Below are 13,111 nucleotides of genomic sequence, written 5' to 3' on the forward strand. Positions count from 1 at the left end.
CCGATCCTCCGATTCAATCGCGCCGTTCAGGAAACTTTGACGCGAAATCCCGAAGAATCTGTTAAGTCTGTTTTGCCATTATTTTTGAAATACTTGCGAGATATCGAAGATCATGCTCGCGTAGTGTTCAGGGGCGGCGACCTGCCCGGTTACCCATTGGTAGAGGTCCTGATCGTTTTCGTGCAACAAAGCTTCGTACAGGTCCAATTCGGTCGCAGACATCCGCTCAAGCCGCTGGTCGGCATAGGCAGACAGAATTATGTCCATTTCCTTGATGCCGCGCCGCATCGACCGCATCTTCAGCCGCTTGATCCGGATGTCGTTCATTCGCCTTTCTCCAGCTTCAGCCGCAGCGTTTTCTCGACCCGCGCAAGGCGCTCGGAACTGGCGCGCATCTCACCTCGGATGGCGCGCAACTCCGCGACCAGCGGTGCCAGCTCCATATCCGCGGCTTCCGCAACATCCGGAGCGTCCATGCCCTCGCCTTCACCGGTCAGCAGCCACATGATCGACACGTTCAACATGCCCGCCATCATCGACAACTTGTTGGCGCGCGGTTCGGACAGGTCATTCTCCCAGGCCACCACAGTGGACTTCTTGACACCCAGCCGACGGGCCAGTTGGGTCTGGGTCATACCAGCGGCTTCGCGCGCGCCGGCCACGCGGTCTCCGAATGTCGCGGCCTCGGGTCCGAACCAGTCGGTTTCGTCGCTCATCAAACTCTCCAGTTCTTCAAAAGCATATCGCTTGATCGTGTTTCGGCGGCACCCTATGACAGTCCTGAGCAACATACAAACCGGGGCCCGCCATGAGCTTTCTGTCTGCGACACTGTCGCGCGTCAAACCTTCGCCGACCATTGCCATGACGGCCAAAGCCGCCGAGTTGAAGGCCGCCGGACGGGACGTCATCGGCCTCAGCGCAGGTGAGCCCGATTTCGACACGCCGCAGAACATCAAGGACGCAGCCGTTGCCGCAATCGCCGCCGGTAAAACGAAATACACCGCGCCTGACGGCATTCCCGAGCTGAAACAGGCCGCTTGCGCCAAGATGAAACGTGACCACGGGCTGGACTACACGCCCGCACAGATCTCGGTCGGAACAGGTGGCAAGCAGACGCTGTACAATGCGCTGATGGCGACGATGAATCCGGGCGACGAAGTTATCATTCCCGCCCCCTACTGGGTCAGCTATCCGGACATGGTGCTGCTTGCGGGCGGTTCGCCTGTCGTGGTTGAGACCACACTGGAAAACAGCTTTAAGCTGACCCCAGACCAGTTGGAAGCCGCAATCACGCCAAACACCAAATGGTTCATCTTCAACTCGCCGTCGAACCCGACCGGCGCAGGGTACAGCCGCGCCGAACTCAAGGCTCTGACCGATGTTCTGATGCGGCATCCTCATGTCTGGATCATGTCGGACGACATGTATGAACACCTCGCCTATGACGGGTTTGAATTCTGCACGCCAGCCGAAGTCGAACCCGGGCTGTATGATCGCACGCTCACGTGCAACGGTGTCTCCAAGGCCTATGCCATGACCGGCTGGCGTATCGGCTATGCCGCAGGCCCTGTCGAGCTGATCGCGGCCATGCGCAAGATCCAGTCGCAATCCACGTCGAACCCTTGCTCGATCAGCCAGTGGGCCGCGGTCGAGGCCCTGAACGGCACCCAAGACTTCCTTGCCCCGAACAATGAAACTTTCAAACGCCGACGCGATCTTGTGGTCGGGATGCTGAACCAGATTGACGGCATCACCTGCCCCACTCCCGAGGGCGCATTCTACGTCTATCCGTCCATCGCCGGGTTGATCGGCAAGACCACGCCGGCCGGCACGGTCATCGACACCGACGAGGCCTTCGCGACTGCCCTATTGGAGGAAGCCGACGTAGCCGTAGTTTTTGGAGCGGCGTTCGGCCTCAGCCCCAATTTCCGCGTCAGCTACGCGACTTCAGACGAAGCCTTGACCGAGGCCTGCACCCGCATCCAGCGGTTCTGCGCGTCCCTGAGCTAAGACCGAGGTTCAACATGTCCGCAGCACTGCCCGAATATTACTTTCGCGTCCGCGAGAACGGCGCGGTCGTGTTCAAGATCGACACGGAGAACCGGCAGCGCCGGATCGAAATGGACCAGATCGCGGTGATCAACATCCGCAACGGCGAGGTCAAGCCGCATGGTCAGGGTACCCTGACCGAAGCGGACAAAACCGAAATCGCCCGTTGGATGGACGAACGCAAAGCCCTGCTTGCGCGGCGCGACGTCGACGACATCCACCGCACGATCGATCACCTGAACCTGACCACGCAATGGGCCCAGTCCAAGGCGACCGATACCCAATTGGAAGACATCACGGACCGGTTGCTGCTGGCGATGCACGACTTGCGCACGGTACTGGTGCGCAAGAAGGCCGACCGGCTGGAGAAGGGTTGAGCCTGGCGGTTGTCGCTACGCGGCGGGCGCACCTACCACGCGGACGGATCGCAGCCAGAACCGTCCCATCAGCATGACCGCCGCGCAGGCAAGGCCCAGAACAAGGCCAAGCCAGACTCCGATCCCGGCCATGCCTTGCACGAAACCAAAGTAGTAGGATGCGGGGATCCCCACGACCCAATAGCTGAGGCCTGCCATAACCATGGGCACCTTGGCGTCTTGCAACCCGCGCAGAAGGCCCAGAGCGATTACCTGCGCGCCGTCCACCAGCTGGAACAGGGCCGCCATGGCCAGCAGACCGGTCCCGATTGCCAGAATCTGGGGACGCTGCGGGTCGTCCGGTTCGACAAATACCGAGATGAGCGGCTCGGCGCAGGTCAGGAACAGGATGATTGTCAGCACGGACACCACAAGGGACATGCCCGTGACCGCAATTGCGCCTTTCTCGAGATGCGGTCGATCCTTGCGGCCCAGCGCGTTACCGGCCCGGATCGTTGCTGCATTCGACAGGCCCAGATGCACCATGAACGTGGCCGAGGCCAGGTTCAGCGCAATCCCGTGCGCCGCCAGCGGCACCTGTCCGATCCATCCCATCATGAAGGCGGACATGGCGAACAGAGACACTTCGGCCAGCAAGGTCAGACCGATGGGCACACCCAGCTTCAGGACGCTCAGCAACATTTCCCAATCCGGGCGCCAGAACCGCTGGAACAGGTTATGCTCCGGCAGGACTTTCACCGCGTAAATGATCACCGCCACCAGCGACACGGTCTGCGTGACCACCGACGCAATCGCGGCACCCATCACGCCCAGTTCCGGCGCGCCCCAGTTGCCGAAGATTAGCGCATAATTCGTAAGTCCGTTGACCACTGCCGCCGCGACGGTGATCCACAGCACGATCTGCGTGCGCTCCAGAGCGGCCAGATAGGATTTTAGAACCATGACCACCAGCGCCGGGAACAGGCCCCAGCCCGCGACCCGCAGATACTCGGACGCGGTTTGCGCCACTTGCGGATCCTGATCCGTGGCGATCAGAATCGGGTAGGACCACCACAACAGCGGCATGACCAGCATGCCATACAGCAGCGACAGCCACAGACCCATTCGGGTGCTGCGGCGAATGCTGGTTTCATCTTCCTCGGCAGCCGCGGTCGCGACCATCGGCATGACGGCTAGGCCAAATCCGCCTCCGAAAAGAAACAGAACAAAGTAAAAGCTGCTGGCCAGCGTCACCGCGGCCAGTGCCTCGACGCCATACCAGCCCAGCATGATCGTATCCGTCAGGCCAATGGCGAATTGCGCCAGATGACCACCGATCAACGGCAGCCCCAGCACAGCAATGGCCCGGAAATGAGCGGGATATGTCATGACCTTTCTCATCCCGCCAGCCATATGCGCGGCCCCGAGCCGGGGCAAGGGGAGATCTCTGAAATTTCACTTCGAGACCTCGATGACGCCCGTCGGACCAATCAGGTGACGCGCGCCTCGGGATGGATCGCCGTACCAAGGATGTGATCCGACCGGTGGACCACATGATGTGCCTGCCCCACGATCAATGGATCGGGCTGGCCCACGATGTCATGATCCTTGTCCGGATAGTCCAGCGTCGACAGGAAATGCCGCATGCAGTTCAGCCGGGCGCGTTTCTTGTCGTTCGACTTGACGATGGTCCAAGGCGCGTCGGCGGTGTCGGTATAGAAGAACATCGCCTCTTTCGCCTCGGTATAGTCGTCCCATTTGTCCAGACTGGCCTTGTCGATGGGCGACAGTTTCCACTGCTTCAGCGGGTCTGTCTCTCGGCTTTTGAAACGGCGCAGCTGCTCGTCCCGCGTGACCGAGAACCAGTACTTGTACAGCTGGATTCCCGACCGAACCATCATACGCTCCAACTCGGGCGTCTGGCGCATGAACTCGAGGTATTCGTTCGGGGTGCAGAACCCCATTACCCGCTCGACCCCGGCCCGGTTGTACCAGGACCGGTCATAAAACACCATTTCGCCGACGGTGGGCAATTCCTGGATATAGCGCTGGTAATACCACTGGCCCTTCTCCTCCCAGGTCGGTTTGTTCAGCGCCACCACCCGGGCCTGACGCGGGTTCAGATGCTCCATGAACCGCTTGATGGTGCCGCCCTTGCCGGCGGCGTCGCGACCCTCGAACAGCAGCACGAACTTCTGCCCGGTTTCCTGCGCCCACAATTGCACCTTCAACAATTCGGCCTGCAACTGGGCTTTCTGCTTTTCATAAGCCGCCCGCGACAGTTTCGAGCGATACGGATACTCCCCGCTTTCAAAGGCCTGCCGGATCTTTTCGCGAGTGGGCGCTTCGGTGTCCGCGTTCGGTTTGGCCATGACGGCCACGGGGGCTGCGTTCGTCTTTTTTCGGGTCACTGCGTCCATATGCTCTCTCCTGTGTCACTGTCCGCCGAAACGCCTAGCAAATTTGCATCTTTTCCGCGTTGATCCGTATCAAGTTGACTTCGGCGACAGCTCCGAAAACTCTGCAGGTGTGAACTCAGTCAGGGGCATCCCGCATGGACAGCGAATTCTTCGACCTCAACGGCCACCCGTTCTTCGTCCGCCGCTGGGGCGATCCCAACCTGCCTACGCTTTTGATGTTGCACGGTTTCCCGGAGTACGGCGGCGCGTGGTCCGACCTGGCCCCGCACCTGTCGGACCGCTTTCACTGCATCGCGCCGGACCAGCGTGGCTATGGTCAGAGCTGGGCCCCCGAGGGTATTTCGAACTATGCGCTGTCCAGGCTGGTGTCGGACATGGCCGTGCTGATCGAGCAGTTCGGCGGCCCTGTCATTGTGCTGGGACATGATTGGGGCGCCTCGGTGGCTTACGGCCTTGCCATGTTCCACCCCAATTTGGTCAGCCGCCTGGTCATCGCCAACGGTGTTCACCCTGTCCCGTTCCAGCGCGAACTTGCGGCAGGTGGCAAACAATCCGAGGCCTCGCAATACATCAACCGCCTGCGCGCGCCCGATGCAGCCGAATTTCTTTCGGCCGACAACTTCGCCAAGCTCGAACAATTCTTTCGGCATGGCATGGGGTTGGACTGGTTGAGCGACGCGCGCATGGGCGACTATCGCACCGAATGGGCCCGCCCGGGACGGCTCGACGCCATGCTGAACTGGTACCGGGCCTCACCCCTTGTGGTGGCTGAGCCAGGCGCGCCCTGCACGGACCTGCCGGAACTGCCCGTTGACAGGCTGAGGGTCCGCTGCCCGCATTTGCTTCTGTGGGGGCCGCGGGACAAAGCCTTGCTTCCCGAATGCACCGATGGGCTGGAGGAGTTCGCACCCAACCTGACCCGCATGCAGATCGACGGTACAGACCATTGGCTGCATCACCAGAAACCTCAGGCGGTGGCCGACGCTATTCTCGATTGGGTTCAGGACAACTAAGCCAACTCTTCGCCCTGCACTAAAGGACGCAAGAGGCAGCGCCCTTCACCGATGGCCCCAGTCATCCGGATTGTCCGAATTGTTCGGGGACAACCCCAGAATGTCGCCCTTGGTCGAACAGCCAAGCCCCAGAACGGTGCGGTTGGCATAGGAGAAATAGGCGCAAACCTGATTGATTTCCAGGATCTCACCATCATCCCAGCCAACAGATCGCAACGCGTCGATATCCGCCGCCGCCAGGCCAGCCGGGTTCTCGGTCAGTTTTCGGGCATATTCCATCGCCGCCATCTGTGCGGGGTCCAACGGCGCCGTCTCGGGTGTTTCCGCCTCGACCGCCGCGCGGATGGCCAAACCGCGCGGCTCGTCACCCAAGAGTCGCTGCAACCCGCTGAAATGATGCTCGACACAATAGCCGCAGCGATTCAACGAGCTGACCCAGACCCCGAGCACTTCCAGAAACCACTTGGGAACCGAGTTTCCTGAATGGTGCAGCACATTCTTGTAGAGCGCCATGTGACCTTCCATCGAATGTGGACGCAGGGAATGCACCATCATGATGTTGTCCACATTGTTCCCAGGCCCCGTGACCCGGTCATACAGCGTCTTCAACCGACCGCGTGCCTCGTCGAATGGTATCGTCTTGATCCAGCTCATCACCTGCTCCTCCACGATTTCCGCAACTCAGCGGCAAAACCACCCGTTTTGCAACCCGCCACCGCCCGCAAGTTTGATACAACACCTCGCGTCCCTCTTCCCCCGACCCACATCACCTGCCATAATGGGCCAAACCCAAAAACAAGAGCAGCACCCATGCCCGACGACCTGTTGACGCCCGAATCCACCACCACCTACGACGCCTCCTCGATCGAGGTCCTCGAAGGTCTGGAGCCCGTGCGCAAACGCCCCGGCATGTATATCGGCGGCACCGACGAACGGGCACTGCACCACATGGTGGCCGAAATCCTCGACAACTCGATGGACGAGGCCGTTGCCGGCCATGCCAACCGTATCGAGGTGGAACTGCACGACGATTACGCCCTGACCGTGCGGGACAACGGCCGCGGTATTCCGATCGACCCGCACCCGAAGTTCCCCGACAAATCCGCGCTTGAGGTGATCCTGTGCACCCTGCACGCGGGCGGCAAGTTCTCGGGCAAGACCTACCAGACCTCGGGCGGTCTGCACGGCGTGGGCGCCTCGGTGGTCAACGCGCTGTCGGATTCGATGGTCGTGCAGGTGGCCCGCAACAAGGAGCTGTACGAACAGCGCTTTTCGCGCGGCATCCCGCGGGGTCCGGTCGAAAAGGTGGGCTCGGCTCCCAACCGGCGCGGCACCACCGTCACCTTCCACGCCGACCCCGAAATCTTCGGCCACCACAGGTTCAAACCCGCCCGCCTGTTCAAATCGATCCGCTCCAAGGCCTACCTGTTCTCGGGCGTTGAAATCCGCTGGAAAACCGCCATCGACGACGGCGAGACGCCCACCGAGGCTACCTTCCACTTCCCCGGCGGCCTGTCGGACTACCTCAAGGAGACGATGAACGGCTCCTCGACCTATTCCGAACAGCCCTTCGCCGGAACCGTCGATTTCAACGAGAAATTCGGCACCCCCGGCAAGGTGGAATGGGCCATCAACTGGACGCCGTCGCGCGATGGCTTCATCCAGTCCTACTGTAACACCGTTCCGACGCCCGAGGGCGGCACCCACGTGGCGGGCTTCTGGGCCGCGATCCTCAAGGGCATCAAGGCCTACGGTGAACTGATCAACAACAAGAAGGCCGCCCAGATCACCCGCGATGACCTGATCACCGGGGGCTGCGCGCTGGTCTCGTGCTTCATCCGTGAACCCGAATTCGTCGGCCAGACCAAAGACCGTCTTGCTACGGTCGAGGCGCAGCGGCTGGTGGAAAACTCGGTCCGCGACCATTTCGACAATTGGTTGGCCGCCGACACCAAATCCGCCGGCGCCATTCTGGATTTCCTCATCCTGCGGGCTGAGGAACGCCTGCGCCGACGGGCCGAGAAGGAAACACAACGCAAGTCCGCCACTAAGAAACTCCGTCTTCCCGGCAAGTTGGTGGACTGTAGTAGTTCAACACGCGACGGCACCGAATTATTCATCGTCGAGGGCGACTCGGCCGGCGGCTCTGCCAAGATGGCCCGAGACCGCAAGACACAGGCCCTGCTGCCCCTGCGCGGCAAGATCCTGAACGTACTGGGCGCGGCCAGCTCGAAACTGGGCACCAACGCCGAGATCAATGACCTGACGCAGGCGCTTGGCGTAGGACTGGGCACCAAGTTCAACATCGACGACCTGCGCTATGACAAGGTCATTATCATGACCGACGCCGACGTGGACGGCGCGCATATCGCCTCGCTATTAATGACCTTCTTCTTCACCCAGATGCGCCCGATGATCGACGCAGGCCACCTGTACCTGGCCTGCCCACCGCTCTACCGCCTGACCCAAGGCGCCAAGCGTGTCTATTGCCTGGACGAAGCCGAGCGCGACGAATGGCTGGAGAAAGGTCTGGGCGGCAAAGGCAAGATCGACGTCAGCCGCTTCAAGGGTCTGGGCGAGATGGACGCCAAGGACCTGAAAGAAACCACGATGGACCCGGCCTCCCGCAAGCTGATCCGCGTCACTATCGACGAGGACGAACCCGGCGAGACCGGCGACCTGGTCGAACGCCTGATGGGCAAAAAACCCGAACTTCGGTTCCAGTACATTCAGGAGAACGCGCGGTTCGTGGAGGAGTTGGATGTTTGATCGCTTATCACGCATTCATATTAAACTAAATATGATAAACTCTCCGCTCTCATACCGTTGCAAACGAACAGAGCTGCTATCACAATCAGACGGCGATCGTCAAATCAAACCCAACCTGCAGCTCCGAAGGCGTTCTTGGGAGAAAGTGCCTGGAAAGTTATCTCCGACGCGAGACGGTCGAAACTGTCAACACTACTGAAAAAACTAAGGAAACGGAAAAATGGTTCCATCCATCCTATTTGTTATTTTCAATCGACCGGAAAAGACCAGAAGTGTTTTTTCTACCATTCGCGCTGTAAAACCGAGCCGACTATACGTTGCAGCTGATGGCCCAAGAAACAAAACGGAAGCGGAACTTTGCCTGCAGACTCGTGCAATAATTGATGAGGTGGATTGGCCTTGTGAAGTTCACACTTTGTTTCGGGAAGAAAACTTGGGGTGCGGTAAAGCAGTCTCGCAAGCAATTAGTTGGTTTTTTGAAAATGAACCCGAGGGCGTAATTATTGAAGACGACATTTTGGTAGATCCAAGTTTTTTTGACTTCGCGGGTGAAATGTTAGAACGTTACCGGGATGAGCCTCGTGTAATGACAGTCTCTGCTTGCAATTTTCTTCCCCCCGAATTGTCTCCAAAATGTAGCTACTATTTTTCGGCATTCAGCCATATTTGGGGGTGGGGCAGCTGGAGGCGAGCGTGGCGATATTATGATTTTTCGATGATGAATCTCGAAAGTCCAAAAACGGTGGACGCTATTTCAAATATGTGCCCGTTTCCCGGGGCTACTCGATATTGGATGGAGATTTTTCATTCAGTTCGAAATGGAAAAGTGGACACATGGGACTACCAGTGGTTATTAGCGCAATGGCATCAGTCAGGTCTCACAATTTGCCCCAGAGTAAATATGATGCAAAACATTGGATTCGACGAAACGGCTACGCACACAAAAAATTCCGGAGGGTGGGAGGCTTCACTTCGAGCCAAACCGTTACACCAGCCATACATCCATCCGACTGAACTACAGCGCTATATCGACGGCGACAAATATGAAGCTCTTTCGATCTTACGAATAAAGCCAGAGCGTTTAAACCGAAAGATTTTGCGCTGGTTAAGAGACTGAAAACCGAAACGAGTAATAGAAAGAAAATCGAATGACTACTACCTACGACAGCCGCAAGCGTATTCTTGTTACTGGTGGCGCAGGCTTTCTCGGCTCCCATCTTTGCGACCGTCTGTTAGAGCAGGGGCACGAAGTATTATGCCTAGACAATCTTTTTACTGGCAGCAAACGAAACATCGAACACTTGCTTGGCAATACTCGCTTCGAATTTCTTCGTCATGATGTAACTTTCCCACTCTACGTCGAAGTGGACGAGATCTACAATTTGGCTTGCCCGGCTTCTCCCGTACACTACCAGCATGACCCAATCCAAACCACCAAAACAAGTGTTCATGGGGCAATCAATATGCTTGGCCTTGCGAAGCGCCTAAAATGCAAGATACTCCAAGCCTCTACATCTGAAGTGTATGGAGACCCAGCCATTCACCCCCAGCGCGAGGAATATTGGGGTAACGTCAACCCAATAGGAATCCGTTCTTGTTACGATGAGGGGAAACGCTGTGCCGAAACACTGTTCTTCGACTACCATCGACAAATAGGCCTTCAAATAAAGGTCGCACGGATCTTTAACACTTACGGCCCTAGAATGCACCCTTCGGACGGTCGAGTTGTATCCAATTTCGTTACACAGGCATTGACCGGCGGACCAATAACAATTTTCGGGGACGGAACTCAGACCCGTTCTTTTTGCTACGTAGATGATTTGATTGACGGCATCATCAAACTGATGAACTCAGAGGACGATGTTACTGGACCAGTAAATTTGGGGAATCCAGTTGAGTTCTCCATGAACGAGTTGGCGAATACGGTACTACGACTTACTGGGGTTGAGACCTCTATTGACTACAAACCACTACCTGATGACGACCCAAAACAGCGTCGACCAGACATTACTTTGGCCAAAAATGTACTCGGTTGGAACCCTCAGATACAATTGGAAGACGGCCTTCATTCGACAGTATGCTATTTTCAGGAACTTCTGAGAACAGGATAGTCCGCTATGAAGGCAATCGACTTGGTGCCGGGATGCACAGAATACCGTGTACCTGCAACAAAGCTTGCAAAGTGCATAGATTGCTTTTTTCTTGGCCCAAGTTCTACCTTGAGGTCGTCTATATGAGCTTCATCACCGACTACCAGCTGCCCCTGCTGTTGCTGTTCTTTCTGGCCGGATCGATTGGCACCGCTTTCCTGTTTCGCAAACCAGCCGGTCACCGGGCATGGAAGCTGGCCGACCTCGTGTGGGTCGTGTTGGGTGGGCTGGGCGCGCTGGTGGCGGTCATGGCGGGGCTCTACAAATCCGACAGCTCAAGGTTGGACAGGCAGATCGACGTTGCCTATGCGGCGACGCTGGCCTTCGATCGCGACGCCGCGCGGTTCCGGCTGCGGTTCTGCGATCCGGCCTACGACCCGGACACGGCGGTTTTGTGCGACAAGGTCGAGTTCCTGTCGGCCTCGACCGCCAGCAACGCCGACCTGCCGCTGTTCATCGCCGTCACCAACGAAGTTGCGCCGCTGCAGGGCCTGAACTTTATCTTCGGCGCACGGTCCCGAGACCAGATGGGTGACATTCAGGACATGGCTGCCAAAGCCGATGCCTTCGACATCGAGCAATTCCTGGTATTCACCACGCTGGACGAAGAAACGCAGACCGCGATCGACAACATGCGGCGGAAAGTGCCGGCAATCGCCGGAGACTATATGATCCTCGCGCAAAGCTATGATGACCTGATCGCTCAGGTCGCCAAACTGAAGGGAGAGTGGGAGTATCTTCAGGAAAACGCCCACATTCTCGTGCTACAGATCATCGCGCTGTGTCTTGTCAGCTTTGCGGCACCATTCCGGTTGGGCAAATCTGTTGTCGAGTTGCGGTCCAACCTCATCACCGAGCCGACGGCGCGGCAACCACCCCCTGAAGCATCTGGGACCGGGGTTACTGAGGTGGCGCCTCAGGACGCGTCCGACCACGGCGCCCGGCACCTGTAATGGCACGCGCCCGCAACAGAGTCGCGCGCGGCAGAGAGCGCATGAGCGCCTCCTCCTTCCCCGGTTGATCCGGATATCCGCCGGCGGCCTTGTACAATTGCGCCGGCAGTAGCAGACCCTGATCACCAGACGCCAGTCCGAAGACCCGGCTACGCAGATTGGCCCAGCCTGCCGTCAAACTCGGGCTCAGGCCTGAGGACCGGAACCCAAGGCGGAACACACCCGGACGCCGCGTTACAAGGTGCTCGGCCACCGCGTCGGTCCATCCGGGCTCAAGCTCGGTCCCCGGAAGGATGATCAGCAACCAGTCGCCCACTGCGGCGTCGCATCCCACGCGCAGCTGCGCGGTACGGGACCCGGCCCCGGCAACGATCCGGGCACCTGCTTCATCGGCAATACGCAACGTATGATCGGTCGACCCTCCATCGGCGATGACAAGTTCGCGGATCAGACCGGCGTGCAGACCTTCCATCAGGGTCATCAGCGTGCGCGCGAGTTCGGTTTGGGAATCGAATGTCGGAATCACGATACTGATCGGGGCGGACACGTTCGAAACCTCTGGTCTTGGCAACGGGTTCGCTTATATCACCGCTCTCAGGGCAATGACGAGGACCCAAAGATGAGCACCCGCCGCATTTTGCGCCTGACCGGCACGGATACCGACAGCTTCTTGCAAGGTCTGGTCACCAATGACACCCGCAAGCTGGATGATGGTCTTGTCTACGCGGCCATCCTGACCCCGCAGGGCAAGTACCTGGCCGATTTCTTTCTGAAACGCGATGGCGACTCGGTACTGCTGGACGTGGTTGAGGGGATGGCGGATGCACTGATCAAGCGGCTGAACATGTACAAGCTGCGGGCGGACGTGCGTATCGAGGAAACCAACTTGCACCTGCAACGCGGAACCGGGCCCGCACCCGAAGGCGCCCTGCCCGATCCTCGTCACCCCGATATGGGCTGGCGCGCATATTCTGACGCTCCCGAAGCCGATGATGGAACGGATTGGGACGCAATTCGGGTGCGTTATTGCATCCCGGAAACCGGGATCGAGCTGACACCGGACACGTATATCCTCGAGGCCGGATTCGAGCCGCTCAACGGCGTCGATTTCAAAAAGGGTTGCTATGTCGGGCAAGAGGTAACCGCCCGCATGAAGCACAAGACCCAGTTGCGCAAGGGGCTGCGGGTTGTCGCCATCGACGGTGCGGCTCCGGTCGGCTCCGAAATCCTCTCGGCGGGAAAGCCAGCTGGTACGCTGTTCACCCAATCAAACGGACAGGCCATCGCCTATCTGCGCCTTGATCGGGCGGGCGACGACATGCTGGCCGGAGACGCCCGCCTGCGTCTGCTGGATTGAGCCTGTTGCCCAACCGGCACGACCACCGACCGGGCTGCTTTGC

14 protein-coding genes are annotated in these 13,111 nt (G+C 58.7%); 8 read left to right on the forward strand and 6 right to left on the reverse strand.

Annotated elements, in window-relative coordinates; translation table 11 throughout:
* Nucleotides 1–78: 78 nt before the first annotated feature.
* Both ACR3EK_RS10485 and ACR3EK_RS10490 read right to left on the reverse strand, forming a co-directional pair.
* Nucleotides 79–327 carry a succinate dehydrogenase assembly factor 2 gene (locus ACR3EK_RS10485; protein ID WP_170338258.1) on the reverse strand — a complete coding sequence of 83 codons (249 nt, stop codon included), beginning with the start codon at nucleotides 325–327 and terminating at the stop codon, nucleotides 79–81.
* Nucleotides 324–716, reverse strand: a complete 393-nt coding sequence (locus ACR3EK_RS10490) for a helix-turn-helix domain-containing protein (protein ID WP_170337797.1) — start codon at nucleotides 714–716, stop codon at nucleotides 324–326. The genes ACR3EK_RS10485 and ACR3EK_RS10490 overlap by 4 nt, the downstream gene beginning before the upstream one ends.
* 92 nt (nucleotides 717–808) lie before the next feature.
* On the opposite strand from ACR3EK_RS10490, the gene ACR3EK_RS10495 reads away from it, so the two are divergent.
* Together ACR3EK_RS10495 and ACR3EK_RS10500 are read left to right on the forward strand one after the other, a co-directional pair.
* Nucleotides 809–2,011, forward strand: a complete 1,203-nt coding sequence (locus ACR3EK_RS10495; protein ID WP_170363090.1) for a pyridoxal phosphate-dependent aminotransferase — start codon at nucleotides 809–811, stop codon at nucleotides 2,009–2,011.
* Nucleotides 2,012–2,025: 14 nt separating this feature from the next.
* Nucleotides 2,026–2,427, forward strand: coding sequence for a hypothetical protein (locus ACR3EK_RS10500; protein ID WP_093962573.1), 402 nt, complete (start codon nucleotides 2,026–2,028; stop codon nucleotides 2,425–2,427).
* Nucleotides 2,428–2,442: 15 nt separating this feature from the next.
* On the opposite strand, the gene ACR3EK_RS10505 is transcribed toward ACR3EK_RS10500, so the two are convergent.
* Nucleotides 2,443–3,795, reverse strand: coding sequence for an MATE family efflux transporter (locus tag ACR3EK_RS10505; RefSeq protein ID WP_170370764.1), 1,353 nt, complete (start codon nucleotides 3,793–3,795; stop codon nucleotides 2,443–2,445).
* A gap of 101 nt (nucleotides 3,796–3,896) precedes the next feature.
* On the reverse strand, nucleotides 3,897–4,826 hold the full coding sequence (ppk2, locus tag ACR3EK_RS10510) for a polyphosphate kinase 2 (RefSeq protein ID WP_170337789.1): 930 nt from the start codon (nucleotides 4,824–4,826) through the stop codon (nucleotides 3,897–3,899).
* Between the two features lie 134 nt (nucleotides 4,827–4,960).
* On the opposite strand from ppk2, the gene ACR3EK_RS10515 reads away from it, so the two are divergent.
* Nucleotides 4,961–5,839 carry an alpha/beta fold hydrolase gene (locus ACR3EK_RS10515; RefSeq protein ID WP_480633332.1) on the forward strand — a complete coding sequence of 293 codons (879 nt, stop codon included), beginning with the start codon at nucleotides 4,961–4,963 and terminating at the stop codon, nucleotides 5,837–5,839.
* Nucleotides 5,840–5,884: 45 nt separating this feature from the next.
* Here ACR3EK_RS10515 and ACR3EK_RS10520 read toward each other — a convergent pair whose 3' ends face one another.
* Nucleotides 5,885–6,493, reverse strand: a complete 609-nt coding sequence (locus tag ACR3EK_RS10520; RefSeq protein WP_222456927.1) for a carboxymuconolactone decarboxylase family protein — start codon at nucleotides 6,491–6,493, stop codon at nucleotides 5,885–5,887.
* A 156-nt stretch (nucleotides 6,494–6,649) separates the two neighbouring features.
* Between ACR3EK_RS10520 and parE the strand changes: the two genes are divergently transcribed.
* From parE to ACR3EK_RS10540, 4 genes are all read left to right on the forward strand, one after another.
* A complete protein-coding gene (parE, locus tag ACR3EK_RS10525) occupies nucleotides 6,650–8,608 on the forward strand; it encodes a DNA topoisomerase IV subunit B (RefSeq protein WP_480633333.1) in 1,959 nt (652 codons plus the stop codon).
* 220 nt (nucleotides 8,609–8,828) lie between these two features.
* Nucleotides 8,829–9,725: a hypothetical protein gene (locus ACR3EK_RS10530; protein WP_480633334.1), complete on the forward strand. Its 897-nt coding sequence runs from the start codon at nucleotides 8,829–8,831 to the stop codon at nucleotides 9,723–9,725.
* Nucleotides 9,726–9,756: 31 nt separating this feature from the next.
* The gene (locus ACR3EK_RS10535) at nucleotides 9,757–10,719 is read left to right on the forward strand and encodes a UDP-glucuronic acid decarboxylase family protein (protein WP_480633335.1); all 963 of its coding nucleotides are present in this window, start codon (nucleotides 9,757–9,759) and stop codon (nucleotides 10,717–10,719) included.
* Between the two features lie 122 nt (nucleotides 10,720–10,841).
* Nucleotides 10,842–11,711, forward strand: coding sequence for a hypothetical protein (locus ACR3EK_RS10540; RefSeq protein WP_170358476.1), 870 nt, complete (start codon nucleotides 10,842–10,844; stop codon nucleotides 11,709–11,711).
* On the opposite strand, the gene ACR3EK_RS10545 is transcribed toward ACR3EK_RS10540, so the two are convergent.
* Nucleotides 11,659–12,258: a glycosyltransferase gene (locus ACR3EK_RS10545; RefSeq protein WP_480633336.1), complete on the reverse strand. Its 600-nt coding sequence runs from the start codon at nucleotides 12,256–12,258 to the stop codon at nucleotides 11,659–11,661. The genes ACR3EK_RS10540 and ACR3EK_RS10545 overlap by 53 nt on opposite strands.
* A gap of 72 nt (nucleotides 12,259–12,330) precedes the next feature.
* Here ACR3EK_RS10545 and ygfZ point away from each other — a divergent pair, with 72 nt between their 5' ends.
* Nucleotides 12,331–13,068, forward strand: a complete 738-nt coding sequence (gene ygfZ, locus ACR3EK_RS10550) for a CAF17-like 4Fe-4S cluster assembly/insertion protein YgfZ (RefSeq protein ID WP_480633337.1) — start codon at nucleotides 12,331–12,333, stop codon at nucleotides 13,066–13,068.
* Nucleotides 13,069–13,111 lie beyond the last annotated feature (43 nt).

It is taken from the genome of Ruegeria sp. BC8, assembly GCF_056535705.1.

Excerpts from the sequence above, each read along its gene's own strand:
- ACR3EK_RS10485 (WP_170338258.1), bottom strand. The coding sequence starts at position 327 with ATGAACGACATCCGGATCAAGCGGCTGAAGATGCGGTCGATGCGGCGC.
- ACR3EK_RS10490 (WP_170337797.1), bottom strand. The coding sequence starts at position 716 with ATGAGCGACGAAACCGACTGGTTCGGACCCGAGGCCGCGACATTCGGA.
- ACR3EK_RS10495 (WP_170363090.1), top strand. The coding sequence starts at position 809 with ATGAGCTTTCTGTCTGCGACACTGTCGCGCGTCAAACCTTCGCCGACC.
- ACR3EK_RS10500 (WP_093962573.1), top strand. The coding sequence starts at position 2,026 with ATGTCCGCAGCACTGCCCGAATATTACTTTCGCGTCCGCGAGAACGGC.
- ACR3EK_RS10505 (WP_170370764.1), bottom strand. The coding sequence starts at position 3,795 with ATGACATATCCCGCTCATTTCCGGGCCATTGCTGTGCTGGGGCTGCCG.
- ppk2 (WP_170337789.1), bottom strand. The coding sequence starts at position 4,826 with ATGGACGCAGTGACCCGAAAAAAGACGAACGCAGCCCCCGTGGCCGTC.
- ACR3EK_RS10515 (WP_480633332.1), top strand. The coding sequence starts at position 4,961 with ATGGACAGCGAATTCTTCGACCTCAACGGCCACCCGTTCTTCGTCCGC.
- ACR3EK_RS10520 (WP_222456927.1), bottom strand. The coding sequence starts at position 6,493 with ATGAGCTGGATCAAGACGATACCATTCGACGAGGCACGCGGTCGGTTG.
- parE (WP_480633333.1), top strand. The coding sequence starts at position 6,650 with ATGCCCGACGACCTGTTGACGCCCGAATCCACCACCACCTACGACGCC.
- ACR3EK_RS10530 (WP_480633334.1), top strand. The coding sequence starts at position 8,829 with ATGGTTCCATCCATCCTATTTGTTATTTTCAATCGACCGGAAAAGACC.
- ACR3EK_RS10535 (WP_480633335.1), top strand. The coding sequence starts at position 9,757 with ATGACTACTACCTACGACAGCCGCAAGCGTATTCTTGTTACTGGTGGC.
- ACR3EK_RS10540 (WP_170358476.1), top strand. The coding sequence starts at position 10,842 with ATGAGCTTCATCACCGACTACCAGCTGCCCCTGCTGTTGCTGTTCTTT.
- ygfZ (WP_480633337.1), top strand. The coding sequence starts at position 12,331 with ATGAGCACCCGCCGCATTTTGCGCCTGACCGGCACGGATACCGACAGC.